Origin of the sequence: Niallia sp. Sow4_A1 (assembly GCF_052116745.1) — a bacterium.
GTDB lineage: Bacteria > Bacillota > Bacilli > Bacillales > Cytobacillaceae > Niallia > Niallia hominis.
The window spans coordinates 1-15,854 of sequence record NZ_JBQKKM010000074.1; the positions used below are offsets into that span (position 1 = coordinate 1).

Genomic DNA, 15,854 nt, shown 5'->3' on the forward strand with positions numbered 1-15,854 from the left:
CCAAACGATATATGGAAAATGGGAAAAGACCACGGAAAAATCAAAGAAAGAGCATCGACCGAAAAGAAAAATACCCACAAAATTAGTAACAGAAACCGTGCGTCAGAACATACCATACTTAAATCAGGCGATTGGAAAACCCATTCACTTTGCCTTACAGGGATTAAAAGGTTTTTAAAAAAGAAAAAAAGAAATTTTGATGAAAGAATACATTTAGAAAGCGGATACAAAATTAGAAGTTTTACTTTATAAAAAGGGAGCTAAAAAAACTCCCACAAAAACTTGACTCAATCTCATTAACATAAGAAATTTACACAAGAAGTTTATTAATGAATGTAAAGTTTTGGGGATTAAAATGAATGAATATCCTTTTAACACGAGTTCATTGGCAATAAAGTCCCTTGAACGGTATGTAAAATCATTGTCTAAAACGTATTTTGTTGAAGTAGCAAATAGGAATGGTGAACAAGCAGCTATGGTTGCCAAAAACACCGGCATCGGTAACAAAAACAATCCGATGATTATCAGACCGCTAGAACGAGTGGAATTTGACGGTCATAGAATAGATACTTCAATAGCAATAATTTTTAATACCCCAGAGGGTGATGAGATTATCGAAGTAATGAATCGGATATGGATTCTTTCCATTGTTGATGTAGCTACGAGAGCAATACTAGGATATCATCTCTGTCTAAATAAAGAATATTCTGCACATGATGTTCTAATGTGTATTAGGAATGCTATTTTTCCGTGGAAAAGGAAATCGCTTACTATTGAAGGATTAAACTATTCGGAAAGAGCAAACTTTCCTTCAAATTTAATTCCAGAAGCTAGTTTTGGTTTATGGGACGAGTTTTGCTACGACAATGCAAAAGCTAATATTGCAAAGAATGTAAAAGAAAAACTTGTTGACTTAATTGGTTGTTCTATTAATTTGGGACCTGTAGCAATTCCGGTTAGAAGGCCTATTATCGAACGTTTTTTTCGGACATTAGAGCAAAATGGGTTTCATAGGTTACCTTCTACAACTGGAAGTAACCCAAAAGACCCAAAAAGGAATAATTCAGAAGAAAATGCTATTAAATATAGAATTACTGCACAACACCTTGAAGAACTTACGGATGTATTAATTGCTGAATACAATGATAGTCCACATGAAGGAAATAGTAATCTTAGCCCATTAGAAGTTTTTGAACAAAGAGTAGCGAGAGGAATGACAATACTTCAGTTACCTGAAGAAAAACGTAATGAAATAGCCTTTTTTTCATTAACAGTTACAAGAAGAGTTAATGGTAGTGAAAAGAATGGAAGAAGACCATTTGTTAATTATGAAGGGGTAAGATATACGAACGATGTATTAAACCGTTCGCCACATTTAGTTAATAAAACACTTAAACTGCTAGTCAACACGGATGATTTAAGGATTGTAAAAGCATTTCTAGATGATGGTAGTGAATTAGGTAATTTAAGTGCTACTGGAAAATGGGGAATAACCCCTCATGACCTTAGAACTAGAAAAGCTATAAATAAACTAAAAAATAATAAGTTAATACATTTCACTCAATATGATGATCCAATTCAAGTTTACCAAGACTACTTAGAAAAAGAAGCACGAAAAAATAAAACAAACAGAAACAAATTAGCTTCCCTAAAAAAAGAACAAAAGAGTAAAGAAGAACGATACCAAATAGCAAAGTATAATGAAGACAAAGGGACCATTATTAACGGAAATTTTGAAAACCTTTCCGATCTATCTAATGTTAGGAAGCATAAGGAACCTGAAGCAGGGGATAAACAAACTGATAAGCGAATCTTAAAAAGAACGATAATTTTTTAATTGGAGGTCCTAAAAATGTCAGAAACAGTGGAATCCAATCAATCTAATAAAATATTAATTAGACCTTATATTCCAAAAGGAACTCATCCCATTGAGACGGGTAAATATTTGATTTCAACAAATGAGATCGATAGAATGTATCAAACTGTCATTCAATGGGTCGAAAACAGAACTCCGGGTGCGATCATATATGGTCGTCCCAGATTAGGAAAAACAAGAGCTATTTCATATTTAATTAATTGTTTGCCACAAGACTTTGGTGAAAATACACCAATTTTTCATATTCGTTGTCGTAAATACAAAAATCCCAATGAAAATTTCTTTTTTGAAGATTTATTAAATGCTGTGGGACATTCAATTATCATAAGTGGAAAATCCAATATGAAGAGAACAAGGCTATTAAGATTTCTAGTAGAACGTGCTGACTTCTCAGGTAATAATAAGATTGTTTTTTTTATAGATGATGCACAAAGACTTGTAGAAATTCATTATGATTGGTTAATGGATCTATATAATGATTTGGATCATTATGGCATAACTTTAACTACTATTCTAGTAGGACAAAAAGAATTGGTTCATCAACGATCTGCGTTTATCAGTGGAGATAAATTTCAAATAGTGGGTCGCTTTATGAGCCATGAATATCAATTTAAGGGAATTGAAAATTTAAATAATTTAAGGATTTGTTTAACAGGATATGACGATTATTGTGAATACCCTACAAATAGTAACTGGTCATTCACTAAATACTTTTTTTCTGAATCTTTTACAAGAGGATATAGGTTGCATCATTCAGCCGAAGAATAATTTCAGGTTTTTGTAAATTTAAGAAGAGAATTCGGATTACCTCAGAAAGTAGAAATTCCAATGCAATATGTTACATTAACTGTAGAATATGCTTTAAAACGATTTGGAAATAATGGTTTAGATTTACCGGCTATAAAAAAACTCATTGGGAAGAAGCAATTAATAATTCTGGGTACATCCAATCAGAATTGTATCAAATAAGTTAATATAATATACATTACTTAGATAAAGGTGGTTGAAAGTTATGACCTTTCAATTTACTTGGTCTACCGAATGGATTCAAGACTACGAATCATCTTGGGGAATATTAGAAAAATTTATGTGGGCAAATGCTATTGACGGAAATACTATTTTAGCCTTAATCGGCAATAAAAATGTTAGGCAATTAAAAAACATTTCAAATGCTGGCAGCCGCCACCGTAATCTAGTTTATTTTTTCAGCATTGATTCGGAATTGAGTCAAAAGATTATTGGAATAGATCTAAAAGAGTACCATGACAATTTAGCAGATAAACTAATCCATATAATTCCCAATATTAAGTTTGAAATTAATTATTTTCACTCTAACTTGTCATATTGCCCTATTTGTTTAAGTAAAGGATATCATAGTATTCTACACCAACTGAAAATTTTTGATCACTGTGCTTTTCATCCAGAACAAGAGTTAATTGTTAGGTGCGTAAAATGTGATAAATTAATGCCAGAATATCTTATTAATAAAGGCAACAAAGAGGCTTTTCGTTGCACCTGTGGTTACGATTTTCTTGATTCAGAAAATATACGGTCAATATTTTTATCATGGAAAAAACAACCTAGAATTCAAAACCAAATCATAAATTCATGGTTAAATTTACCTCGTGAAAAAGTTCATCAATATCATTTAATTTACCCCTTTGATAATTACAACAAATACTTTGTTATTAATGATACTGATTACTTGACAATGATGCCCCAATTATTGATTAGAGCTTTTAATGATAACCCTGCTCTGAGTGAGAAAATTATTAAAATTTCTTCTAATAAGGGAATCTTGAAAATTAAAAATGATTATAGGTTGTTAAAGGAAAATTATTTAACTGCTTTTCCACGTCAATTTTCACGCTTTAGATTCAACGAAAAACATAAAATTGATAGTTTCTTCTTTGAAGTCTACAAACAAACTAGGATTATTTATAAAGCAGTAAGTAGATATATATTACGTAATATTATCAAGGACCACAAGAAATGCGTTGAGATTTTCAATAAAGCCCAACAAAATGGTGATGTTTGTCCCCATGCATTATCATTTACTTGGTGGAAAATGGAGTGTGAAGGAATAGATTCATTTTGGAAAATAGAAAATCAAACAAAAATTCGAGAAACATATGATTTTGAATGCATAAGAGAACGGTTTAGTTCATTTATTCGTGGATCATTTATGACACACCTAGAAGAAGTATTAAATCCTATCAGTAGAGAGGAAGAGCTTGATTTCTTAAATTATAATGTTAGCAGAATAAATTATATTTTAAATAAAATCGTTACACATTTATTAATTGAGCGTTATATAAAATGGTTAGAGGTCGTACAAAACCCAGAAAAATTTAAACAACTCCATCCTGATGATACTATTCCTATGTACCTTGCAAAAATCCCGCAAAATTCAAATGAAGAAATAGTTTTCTATTTTCCTAATGGACGAATTAATTACATGAAGAATCTCATAAAAGACATCAGTGAACAAGTAAATTGTCCAATAAGTAAATCTAAGAGGTATCCGCCTTATAAATCTCCAATTCGAATAGCAATGGACAAAATGAAATAAAACAAAGCAGAGTATTTAAATTGAATAGCGTAAGCCTGAACTATAAAAAAGAACACCTTTTCGGTCTACATCACAAAAGCCATATACCACGATTTTTTAAATCGAATATATGGCTTTTATTAATCTTTTTAAACCACAGGATATGCCTGTGTGCAAATGAAACTTGTAGAGTTGTATCAGAAAAAAACTCCAATCGTTATAATAGAAGATGGCCGTCAAACCAACTTCAAATAACGAAAGGAGTCCTGCTCATGTCGAGCGACAATAGTTTATCACATACAAGATGGAATTGTAAGTATCATATCGTATTTATTCCCAAATACAGAAGGAAAGTAGTGTATGGGAAATGAAGAAAAGATATAGGTGCTATTTTGAGAAAACTATGTGAAATGAAAGATGTAGAAATAATGGAAGCACATGCAATGCCAGATCATATTCACATGCTGGTAAAAATACCACCGAAAATGTCTGTTTCGTATTTCATGGGATATTTAAAAGGTAAAAGTTCCTTGATGATCCATGATAGACACGCAAATTTAAAATATAATCATGGAAACCGAACGTATTGGGCGAAAGGATATTACGTAAGTACGGTGGGACTAAACGAAAAAACAATTGCAAAGTATATTATTCGAGAGCAAGAAGCAGAAGACCGTTTGCGAGATAATATGAGCAAATGAGAATACGTCGATCCATTTAAAGAAAAGTAGGGAGAGTAAACGGTTGGCGGTCACTTTAGGGGCTTCGTTGGTAAAGTGCCCTTATAGGGCGAAATTAAAACCGCCGGTTCTACCGGCGGATACTTACTTATTTTAATTACTACATTCTGCCTGAATCATTTTTGACCAGGGCAAGTATTGATCTAAGATTTCATGGCTTGTGATGCTTAAACAAATGGCGTTAGCTTTTGCTCCAGCTTCACTGACAGAAAAAAGCCAGTTTTTTTCTGATGAGGAACTTAAAAGGATTTTTGCATTATCCGATAATATTACCCTTACAAAGAGCCAACCGAATCCCTACATCCAGCTTGAGTTTCCAATGATGCTCCGAATCATGTATGGCTGCTGTTTGCGCGTAGGGGAAACTCTAGCTTTGAAGATGAAGGATATGGATCTCGATGGTGGAATCCTCATTCTAAAACAGACAAAAGGAGACAAGCAACGGCTAGTACCTATGCATGAGACTTTGACATCAATCTTGATTAGATACTGTTTAGTAATGGGGTTGATAGGAAAAGCCGAAGCATTACTGTTCCCCAGCGCAATACAGGAAGTACCACTTTCTGTAAAAGCTGCTCGTAATAAACTCAATACCATACTGAAATATGCCGGCATATCATTGAAAGGTATGGGAAAACGGGAACGTGGACCATGCCTTCACTGCCTGATGCATGTGTTTGCCTTTAAATACTTTGCAGAAGCTGAAAAGTCAGGGCGTTCGATTGACGCATCGGTTCCCTATTTATCTATATATCTGGGACATGACAGCCTTAAAGAAACGGAGAGTTATCTGAAATTCAGCAGCGAATTCTATCCTGAAGCTATGGAACTGTTTGAAGATTACACACTGCAGGTTTTCCCGGAGGTGTCTTATGACGAATAAAGCATCAGAATTCCCGATTTTCTGAACTGAAGACTGAAACTTTTGTCAAAAACATCAAAAGATTATCTAAGAAAAAAGAGAAGAAATGTTTTATGTTAAGACATACAGTAATTCTTCTCGGATAATGCGCCCAACAATTTGCGAAGGTAACGCCTTCCAACTTATCATAGCAGAATAACCATCACAAACAATCATTCCGGAATATCCTTTAATGAAACTTTCAAGGACAGATCGAGCACGTGATACTGAGCTTTGAAAGAGAGTCATGGTTGGACCTTGGCTTGGCACACTTCGATACACCCAATTATAGGGATTGGTTTGACCAGATTTCCCATCGGATCGGTTGAACCTTCTTTTAAAAAGTAAAACTCACCCTCGTTCAACGTTTCGTCAATCACTCTTATATTGATGAATCCTTCAAATCCCTTGCTTTCCATCACCTCAAGAGGGTTATCCTTTTTGTGTATATTTTTGATCTAAACGACAGTACCTTTGTATTCTATTTTAATTTTCCTTTATCGTGAAGCTGATTTAAGGTATCGTCATTGTCTCTTTTTTATGCAATTATGTGATTACATAGAAATTTCAATATATTGTAACAAATACCAAACAGACATATGTGGAAAAAGTTGTATTATAGTATTGAAGAATAAATTAATATATTCCGCTTACTTTGATGGTATCCATGCAAATGGTTATCAAATAAAAAACTATTAATAATAAGAATGGGGGTGAGAATATGAGTGAGGAAAAATATACTCTTGAAGACATTTTATCCGAAATTAAAACACAAAATGAATTGGCTAATGAAGATGAAGAATTAAAATTAGAACTATATTACCCAGGAACTGATATTTGTTAATTTTTTTCGGCTACAATTTTATTTTACCGCCACAATTGTGGCGGTAATTTTACAAAAAAATAATAGGTGAGGAAACTGTTCATGAACTCATATAAAAAAACCTTGTTATTATTTGGAACATATAGTGTGCTTACTTCTGTTTTATTCATCGATGCGATTTTTGCTCTTTTTGTTTTTAATCACGGTTTATCTATAACACAACTAATGCTAATAGGAACTGTCTCTGGTATAACCGTTATACTTATGGAAATTCCAGCAGGAATTATTAGTGATAAATACTCTAGAAAAGTGTCATTAATTATAAGTGTATTGTTAAGACTTATTAGTATTGTCTTTTATATCTTTGGTTCATTTTATGTGGGGTCAGTACTAATGGCATTAGGAGTAGTGTTTTTATCTGGAACGGATTCAGCATATTTATATGACATGATGAAAAAGTATAAACATGAAAATGAGTTTCAAGAAATTGACGGGAGAATTCGAGGCTATACATTTTATTATATGGGTTTTGCTGCGATTATTTCTGGCATCCTATATGGGGTAAATATTTATTTACCTTTTATTATGACTATTGGGACTTTTCTGTGTGCATTGATTATTTCAATAAATTTAGAGGACGAAGTGAGATATTCCCAAAATAATAGAAAAAAAGGGCATTTTGAAATAATTAAAACAAGTACACTTATTATTTTCAAAACAAATAAAGTATTGAATGCCACATTATCATTGGTATTAATTATGTCAGTTATACAGATAGTTAAAGCTTATGATCAGCCATTTATGTATGAAATACAAATAAGTAGTACTGAATTTGGTTTTATATTTTTTATATTGAATATCACTGCAGGGTTTTTCTCGAAAAGGAGTAAACAAATTTCATTAAAGCTTAAAGATTATACTAATCTGGTTTTGATTCTTGGGTTTAGTATACTAACTTTTATGCTCTATATCCTTGATAACTTTTGGGGGCTAATTATATTAGTAGCTTTAAGTGTGGTGCGAGGAATAGCAAGTCCGTATTTTTACACCAAATTAAATGATAATATTCCATCGGAAAACAGAGCGACAATCTTATCATGTGCAAGTTTACTCATTAGTTTATTCGTTGCTTTAATATCACCTTTAACAGGATTAATTGCTGATAACTTTGGATTGAAGTTTACTTATCTATCAATTTCCTGCCTAATTATCGTCTTTTCTACTATTTTATTTTTGAAAAATAAATTTAATATAAAGAAAAATGAGATTGTGAGGGATACATATGAAAATTAATTTAAACCCAGAGGTAAAAAAACTTAAACCTGAGGTTACTCAATGCAAAGTTATGCAAAAAGGAAAAAAAATAAATGGAGACAAAAAAGCATTAAAGAAAAAAGATGCGGAAAAATAAATTTGCAACAAAGTGGTTCCACTATTTTTTTTTACTCTATTTTCAAAATCAAGTGGAAAAATTCCAATTTTTAAATTATTTTATTTTGGAGTTGATTATTGTTGAAATACAAAATATTAAATAAGGATGAGTATCTAATTGAAATAGGCAAGTTACTTTACGTTGTTAATCAGGAAGGTTTTACAATATTAAATGCTATTGATAAATTTAAAAATAAAACTGAAGTTATCTCTTTCCTAGCAAAAGAGTATAATCTATCGCCGACTCATGTATCTGAGGTTCTTGATAATTTTTTAAATAAATTTAATGATACAGAGGAATACGATACGAGCCATTTGTGTTTGAGTGCTCCTTTATTAATCCAATGGAAAGTCACGAATAAGTGTAATTTAAGATGCAAGCATTGCTATGTTGAAGCTGGAATGACCAATAATGAAATATCAAAAAGTGAGAAAGATATTATTTTTAATAGGATTTTAGCAGCAAAACCCTTTTCAGTGCTCTTTACTGGTGGTGAGTGTTTCGAAGAGCCTTCAACTATAGAATACATGAGGAGGGCCTATCATGAGGGAATTGATATTAGAGTGTTCACTAATGGGACAAATCTAGAATACTTTTTCGATGATCTAATAGAAATGTCTGATAGATTAACAATTAATGTATCTTTAGACGGAATGGAAAGTGAGCATGATTTCATAAGGGGGAAAGGTAATTTTAATAAAACTATTAATAATATTTCTGGGTTAATAGAACGGAATATCCAACCTTCAATAAATATTGTTATAAACAAAATAAACTATAAAAGCATAATAGATTTATTAGAATTATTAAAATCTATAAAAGTAAAAAATGTACAAGTATCTCACTTGACGATTTTTGGTAATGCAATTTCTAATAAAAGAAAATTAGCTATGGATGAAAAAATGTATTCTGAGTTTAATTTTTATTTGGAATCGTATTTATCCAAAAATTTAAAAGGTTTAAATGTTACATATAAGAGTTTTAATCACGAGGAAGATGCTATTGAAACTAATGATGGTGAAACTTATGAAGATACATGGACATGTTGTGCGGGTATTTCTCGGATTACAGTAGACCATTTGGGGGATGTCTATCCTTGTCCTTTTTTAAAAAATGAATACAAGCTAGGAAACATTATTAATAATGATTTACATTTTTTATGGCAGGATCCGAATAGAATCAAGTTTATTGAGAATTTGAAAAAGAATTCGAAGAATGGAAAATGTTTATATTTTTAGCTTAACTAAACAGACTATCTAATAATTTAGGTTTAAAGAGGTGAAATTAGGTGGGGAATTATTTGGGACCTTGGGATTTAGATAGTGTATTAAAGGATTGGGTGAAACAAAAACATGAACATTTATTTCATACCGATTTTTACTATATGCCAGAAAATCCTATGGAAGATCCATTGATTAAAGAACTAGCAATATATTTAGACATACCACAAGAGTATATTTTTACTTGTTCTGGTATAAGCCAGGCTATTCACTCTATATCAAATTTTAAAACATGGGAAAGAATCGTTATAACTACTCCTGAATTTGGTTTATATTCGCTCGTAGCTAGTGAGACTGGAAAAGAGGTTATTACCATTCAGGTTGATACTTTTGATTGTTTAATTGATTTTTATAAAAAGAATGATAGTCGAAAAAATGATATTTTATGTTTCTCATCTCCAAGGTGGTTTGATGGGATTAGAATTACTAAAGACCAATTAACTACTTTACTCACTAATTTCCATGGCTTCTTATTTATTGATGAGGCATATATTGATTATAGCAATACAGAAGACTGGACGTTAGACTTTTGTTTAAATAATGAACGAATTATCCTAGCCCGTTCTTTCTCTAAAGGCTGGTATTTACCAGGTCTACGGACAGGCTACATTGTCAGTAAATATTTACCATCTACTTTTAGAAAACAGAATATAGTACCACATTCAGTAACAAGTTATTCAATAGAGTTTATTAAACAAATGCTAAACGATAGGGATTTAATGAATCATTTTATTAAAATTAGAAAGAATGTGATAAATTTAAGAGAATATGCGTATTTACACTTATTACAAATTGATGGAGTTAAACCAGTTAATTCAGAGGCTAATTTTTCGTGTGTCCATTTCGACCCTGAAAAATTTAATAACGAAAGACTAGCGGGTGTAACCATAGAAGGTGTAAAAGTATTAAATTTGCCAGAAGTTATTTTAAAATATGCAATTTGGGAAAAAGATGATATTGATAATATGCTTAAACACATTAAGGATTGTAGGATATGAAAATACGTTTATATACGTTACCTTTAGTTTCGTTAGCATACCCTAATTTAAGCGTACCAACCTTATTAGGATACTTAAAAGATAGATTTCAAATTGATCAGAAGGATTTATCAATAAGTATAACAAACTTATTGACTCATGAAAATTTACTGGCTGAATATACAAACCTTAGGGAAAATATTACCAATATAGAGAAGGAATATTTGGATAGTATCCTAAACATTGAAAATTCCTTAAATATCATAAGAAATAAAGACTTATTTAATTTCCCTGACTATATAAAAGCAACAAAAACTATTAATGATTGTTTAGAATTATTATCATATAAATTTGGATGTAGTTGGAACTTAACAAAATTTTCCTTTTTAAGAAAACCAAACAGTGTGAATGAACTATTAAAATTCGTTGACGAACTAAGTTTATTTGATACGATTTTTGATGATGAAGTAAAATTATTAAATAATGATAAAAGAGACATAATTGGACTCTCAGTTTCCTATGCAGAACAGTTACCCTTTGCACTACGATTTAGTCAAAAGTTAAAAGAAAAATTCCCTAATGTAAAAGTTATTTTTGGAGGAAGTTATATTACCCATGCAGCAGCAAATATAAAATCAATTATGGATGACAGTGAACTAATTGATGTAGCGGTGTTATTTAATGGAGAGTTAGTTTTAGAGCAGATAATTAATTCTTATAAGAATTTTGGAAAGGTAACTTCTGATATACCAAATGTTTTTTACAGAGATAAGGGAAGGGTTAAAAATAATTTTTTTAAAAAAAATCATGGTTGTGTGAATGATATAATCCCATCATATGACGGGATTAATCTAGATAAATATTTAAGTCCTGAAAGAGTATTACCAGTAATGTTATCTTCAGGATGTAAGCACGGTAAATGTTCCTTTTGTTCACATCATTATAACCACGGAAAATTTAATGGTTTTAAAAAAAACCAAACAATTATTGATGAGTTTAAATGTATTACTCAAAAATATAAAACGAAAAATATTTATTTCGTAGATGCATATTTAACCATAGAAAAACTTATGGAAGTTGCTAGTTTAATTAAATTTAATGATATTAAAATTAAATGGATGACTGAGACTAGAATAGATCCATTATTATCAGAGAAGGAAATTGTTAGCGAAATTAAAAAATCGGGCTGTGTCTTACTCTCATTTGGTATAGAATCATACAATAGGTCAACTTTGAAATCTATGTACAAGGAAATTAATGTAGATTGTATTCCACAGGTAATGGACACATTGGCAAATCATAATATTACAACATGTATAACATTAATTACTGGTTATCCTGGTGAAACAATTAAACAAATGGAACATTCTCTTAATCAAGCATTTTCTAATGAAGATATTGATTTAGTCGGAGTTTCAGCTTTTGGTTTAATGGAAAACTCCCCTATGCATCTATTACCCCAAAAATGGGGTTTATCTCATTTGAAAAAGAAAGATTTCCTCAGTTTAGAATATAACTTTAAATTCAAAGATGTTGAATATAATCAGAGTAATATATTTAACTTAATCAATAGTATAACAAAGGAAAACAATCTTCAAATATTTAGAGATGTTCAAAGAATTATTCAAAACAGGGTTCATTTCTTCTTTATTACAAAAAAACAATTACAAGAAATTAAGAGAATTAGCAAGGGAATGATAAGTAGGTGAATATTCTATTAATTAATATGCCGTTTGCAAGTATTATAAGGCCACCACTTGGATTAGAAATATTAAAAAATATTGCCGTAGAGAAAGGTCACAATTGTGATGTTATAAATTTGAATATTAGTTTTGCAAAAATGATGGGATTAGAATTTTACGAACTTGTGGCAGGATACGATTCAACTGATCTAATTGGAGAATGGATTTTTTCACAACATGTTTTTGATAAAAGTACCGAAGATGAGACAAACGAGTTTGTTGAGTATATTACAGCTAAGTCTAGAACAATGATACATTCTTGGCGTGAAAAAGAGAAACTATTAAGTTTAATAAATGCAGGAAGAAAGACTTCGGATGAGTTTTTAAAAAACATTATACAGAATATTGATTTTTCTAAATATCAGATTGTGGGTTTTACGAATAGTTTTCAGCAAACGATGGCTTCCATAGCCCTAATAAAGCAAATAAAAAAGATATATCCTAATCAATTGATAATAATGGGTGGAGCGAATTGTTTTGGTGAAATGGGTGTGGAACTAATAAATACCTTTAAGGATATCGATGGTGTATGCATTGGTGAAGGTGAAGGTGCTTTTATAAATTTATTAGATAATTTCAGTGTTTTCAGTGAATCACCAAGTGAAAATATTATTGTAGGATTCGCAACCAAAAAAGGATATAAGTATATTGATATTGATAATAGCTATAATTTAAATAATAATAGTATTCCAAACTTTGGTAGTTATTTCAAGGAATTATTTCAAAGTTTCCCAGAAAAGCAAAAGGAAACAGTGATATTATATGAAGGTTCAAGAGGGTGCTGGTGGGGAGAAAAACATCAATGTGTCTTTTGTGGCCTAAATGCAAATGCTATTGAATATAAAGGTAAATTACAGAAAAAAATTTACAATGAAATGAAAACATTAATTGAAAGTTATGGTGAACACACAAACACACTATTTTTCACAGATAATATAATGAGCATGGAATACTTTGAATATATCTTACCAAAATTAAAACAAGACAAGATTAAAATTGATATGTTTATGGAAGTAAAGAGTAACTTAAATGAACAACAAGTTTGTGTTTTAAAAGAAGCTGGTGTAACTAAGATACAGCCAGGAATAGAAAGTTTAGCCACTAATAGTTTGAAGTTAATGAACAAAGGAGTAGATCTATTACAAAACCTTAGACTATTACGGTTATGTAAAGAATATGGTATTATACCTTTTTGGAACATTATTTTTGGATTTAGTGGGGAAAGTTCAGAAGAAATACAGGGTCAGATAGATATTATGAAAAAAATAAATCATTTACAGCCTCCTGTGGCAATCTCTAAAATTAGGTTGGATAGGTTCAGTCCCTACTTTAATGAACAGAAAAAATATAATATTCGAATAAACGGACCGATTAAGAGCTATAAATATATTTATCGGGATAAGGGAATAAATATCAATAAACTAGCTTATTATTTTGATTATAATAATGATGCTGTATTTGAAAATAAAATTCTTAATGAATTTGTGTCTCAATTTGAAAATTGGAAAGATAATTTCAATCAAACGGACTTATTTATGTATCAAAGGAACATGGATAAATTTGTCTGTAGAATTGGGGAATCAAACAGTATTTATAAATTGAATGAAATACAAGGGAAAATTCTTGTATATGCAAGAAATATAACCTCAATTAAAAAAATTATTGAAAATGTCATAAAGGATGTTGATTGTAATGAAGAGGATATTCTTTCTAATATTCAAGAGTTAGAGAAACTTGGATTTATAATTATGGAGAGGAATAAACTTTTGACAATAGTTTTACAATTCAATCCATATATCCCCAGTGAAAATCTAATACAAAATGCATTAAATGCTACAAGTATTAGTTAGTATAAATCAATCCTCTTGAAAAGGCTAATAATAAAAAACCATAAAGAGAAAAGTTTGTACAAAGATTCTTGTCTTTTTTTGTACAAGCTTTTTTGTCCTAAACTTTCTCAAAGGGTTCAAAGGGTATTGTACAAACTATCTTGTCGTTTTTGTCCAGAGATTTATGTCGGTGAACATTGTTTGAGCCAAGTGGTAACCTCGTTAGATTAACGAATGATATAATTAGAGATATGTAGACAGGATATTTGTTAAGTATCTGCATCTATTGGCAGGTGCTTATTTCTTTAAAGAGCGGAAAATCTTTCCCACTCTATTAAAAGGCAGACATCTAATAAATCATTTACTAATAAGCAAAGGAGTAATAGGTGTTTACATGAAAAAAATATATATTGTTTTAGCAACCTTAACAATTGAAACAGTGCTAATTTGGTTTGCATCCTATTTACTGCAATGGAAATTTGTCGACACCATCTTTTTAGGTAGTCTATTGCTTTTTGGAATAGTTTATCTCATCCGCTTATACATTCATCAAACAAACACAGTATTTAACGCAAATATAGCAGGCTGGACATGGGAGGAAGCTGGAATTGGTCCGTTTCGTTTTCGTGTGTCACCAATTATTATTGGACTTATTCTCTATATAATAATTAGTTTTTTTGTCACGTTGATAACCTATTATTCTTATTTTTTATAGCAAATATAAAGTAAAGGAAGGGTAGATCATGACTTCTTTAGAGCATGAAAGATAAAACCGTTATTGCAGAGGTCCTCCACTAATTTTTTAGATGAATAAGAAAAATAGAGGAGGAATGGAGCGTGAAAGAGATTAATTTTCACAAATATTTAGAAGAGATAAAGGAGAAGTTTACAGGATGGGATTTTTCTAGTATCCATGACACAGGACGAATCCAAAGCAGCTTGCTTTCTTGGTCTTACGGAAGTAAGGTGGTTGCTGCCATGCAGGATGCTACAACAGTATTAGATATGGGAACCGGTGGAGGAGAATTTCTGTCTTTATTAAATGGCTATTTTCCACCAACAATTTATGCTACAGAAGGATATAAACCGAATGTATCAATTGCCAAAAAGAAGTTAGAACCATTAGGTGTAAGCGTATATGAAGTGGTCGATGATGAACAATTGCCATTTTCCGACCAACATTTTGATTTGATTATCAATAGGCACGAATCTTACTCGGTAAAAGAGCTAAAGAGAATAGTGAAGCCAAATGGAATCTTTCTTACTCAGCAAGTCGGAGGTTGGGATTGTAAGGAAATAAATGAATGGTTTGGAACTTCGGTTAATCCGGAATTTAAAGAGTGGAAGCTTCTATCTGCACTCGAAATGTTCCCAGTGGACGAATGGGAAATCGTTGAGCAAAAGGAGGATTTTCCAATCCAGCGTTTCTATGACTTGGGTGCATTGATTTATTATTTAAAAGCGATTCCTTGGCAAGTTCCTGATTTCAGCATTAAGAAGTACGAGGATGCCCTGTATCGTCTGTATCTGCACATCGGAAAAGTAGGTTATTTTGATGTAACCCAATCAAGATTTTTTCTTAAAGTGAAATGTCACTAGTGTTGCATAAATATTGTCGCAATTTTCAGTCTGATTATCCTCCTTGTTTAGAGCCAAAAAGGTAAATACCTATTCAAAGGTGGCTCCATCCATTTGGTTTTTTT

13 protein-coding genes and 3 pseudogenes are annotated in these 15,854 nt (G+C 31.2%); 15 read left to right on the forward strand and 1 reads right to left on the reverse strand.

Annotated elements, in window-relative coordinates; all coding sequences use genetic code 11:
* The 6 genes and pseudogenes from ACTQ5K_RS23900 to ACTQ5K_RS23925 form a co-directional block, all read left to right on the forward strand.
* Positions 1 to 252, forward strand: a 252-nt coding sequence (locus ACTQ5K_RS23900) for a hypothetical protein (RefSeq protein ID WP_441994386.1), incomplete at its 5' end; no start/stop codon positions are given.
* A gap of 103 nt (positions 253 to 355) precedes the next feature.
* On the forward strand, positions 356 to 1,837 hold the full coding sequence (locus ACTQ5K_RS23905; protein WP_231512611.1) for a hypothetical protein: 1,482 nt from the start codon (positions 356 to 358) through the stop codon (positions 1,835 to 1,837).
* A gap of 15 nt (positions 1,838 to 1,852) precedes the next feature.
* Positions 1,853 to 2,850 (forward strand): annotated as a pseudogene (locus ACTQ5K_RS23910) (ATP-binding protein).
* A gap of 38 nt (positions 2,851 to 2,888) precedes the next feature.
* Positions 2,889 to 4,448: a hypothetical protein gene (locus ACTQ5K_RS23915; protein ID WP_065429145.1), complete on the forward strand. Its 1,560-nt coding sequence runs from the start codon at positions 2,889 to 2,891 to the stop codon at positions 4,446 to 4,448.
* Between the two features lie 251 nt (positions 4,449 to 4,699).
* Positions 4,700 to 5,128, forward strand: a pseudogene (gene tnpA / locus ACTQ5K_RS23920) (IS200/IS605 family transposase).
* Between the two features lie 214 nt (positions 5,129 to 5,342).
* Complete coding sequence (locus ACTQ5K_RS23925; protein WP_160314274.1) at positions 5,343 to 6,050, forward strand: tyrosine-type recombinase/integrase; 708 nt, start codon at positions 5,343 to 5,345, stop codon at positions 6,048 to 6,050.
* Between the two features lie 115 nt (positions 6,051 to 6,165).
* Here the strand turns inward: ACTQ5K_RS23925 and ACTQ5K_RS23930 are convergent.
* A pseudogene (locus tag ACTQ5K_RS23930) lies at positions 6,166 to 6,395 on the reverse strand (IS66 family transposase); the annotation flags it as partial.
* Positions 6,396 to 6,789: 394 nt separating this feature from the next.
* Between ACTQ5K_RS23930 and ACTQ5K_RS23935 the strand changes: the two are divergent.
* From ACTQ5K_RS23935 to ACTQ5K_RS23975, 9 genes are all read left to right on the forward strand, one after another.
* The gene (locus ACTQ5K_RS23935) at positions 6,790 to 6,912 is read left to right on the forward strand and encodes a hypothetical protein (protein WP_268817979.1); all 123 of its coding nucleotides are present in this window, start codon (positions 6,790 to 6,792) and stop codon (positions 6,910 to 6,912) included.
* Positions 6,913 to 6,993: 81 nt separating this feature from the next.
* On the forward strand, positions 6,994 to 8,184 hold the full coding sequence (locus ACTQ5K_RS23940; protein WP_031540127.1) for an MFS transporter: 1,191 nt from the start codon (positions 6,994 to 6,996) through the stop codon (positions 8,182 to 8,184).
* Complete coding sequence (locus ACTQ5K_RS23945; protein ID WP_268817980.1) at positions 8,174 to 8,302, forward strand: hypothetical protein; 129 nt, start codon at positions 8,174 to 8,176, stop codon at positions 8,300 to 8,302. Before ACTQ5K_RS23940 ends, ACTQ5K_RS23945 begins: the two co-directional genes overlap by 11 nt.
* Before the next feature lie 101 nt (positions 8,303 to 8,403).
* Positions 8,404 to 9,561 (forward strand): radical SAM/SPASM domain-containing protein, encoded by a 1,158-nt coding sequence (locus ACTQ5K_RS23950; protein WP_235252326.1) that lies wholly within the window; start codon positions 8,404 to 8,406, stop codon positions 9,559 to 9,561.
* Between the two features lie 62 nt (positions 9,562 to 9,623).
* Positions 9,624 to 10,601 carry an aminotransferase class I/II-fold pyridoxal phosphate-dependent enzyme gene (locus tag ACTQ5K_RS23955; RefSeq protein ID WP_031540734.1) on the forward strand — a complete coding sequence of 326 codons (978 nt, stop codon included), beginning with the start codon at positions 9,624 to 9,626 and terminating at the stop codon, positions 10,599 to 10,601.
* Positions 10,598 to 12,289 (forward strand): B12-binding domain-containing radical SAM protein, encoded by a 1,692-nt coding sequence (locus ACTQ5K_RS23960; RefSeq protein ID WP_031540733.1) that lies wholly within the window; start codon positions 10,598 to 10,600, stop codon positions 12,287 to 12,289. The genes ACTQ5K_RS23955 and ACTQ5K_RS23960 overlap by 4 nt, the downstream gene beginning before the upstream one ends.
* Positions 12,286 to 14,172, forward strand: a complete 1,887-nt coding sequence (locus tag ACTQ5K_RS23965) for a RiPP maturation radical SAM C-methyltransferase (RefSeq protein ID WP_031540732.1) — start codon at positions 12,286 to 12,288, stop codon at positions 14,170 to 14,172. The genes ACTQ5K_RS23960 and ACTQ5K_RS23965 overlap by 4 nt, the downstream gene beginning before the upstream one ends.
* Positions 14,173 to 14,545: 373 nt before the next feature.
* On the forward strand, positions 14,546 to 14,866 hold the full coding sequence (locus tag ACTQ5K_RS23970) for a hypothetical protein (RefSeq protein WP_031540731.1): 321 nt from the start codon (positions 14,546 to 14,548) through the stop codon (positions 14,864 to 14,866).
* Positions 14,867 to 14,988: 122 nt separating this feature from the next.
* Positions 14,989 to 15,750 carry a class I SAM-dependent methyltransferase gene (locus ACTQ5K_RS23975; protein WP_441994387.1) on the forward strand — a complete coding sequence of 254 codons (762 nt, stop codon included), beginning with the start codon at positions 14,989 to 14,991 and terminating at the stop codon, positions 15,748 to 15,750.
* Positions 15,751 to 15,854 lie beyond the last annotated feature (104 nt).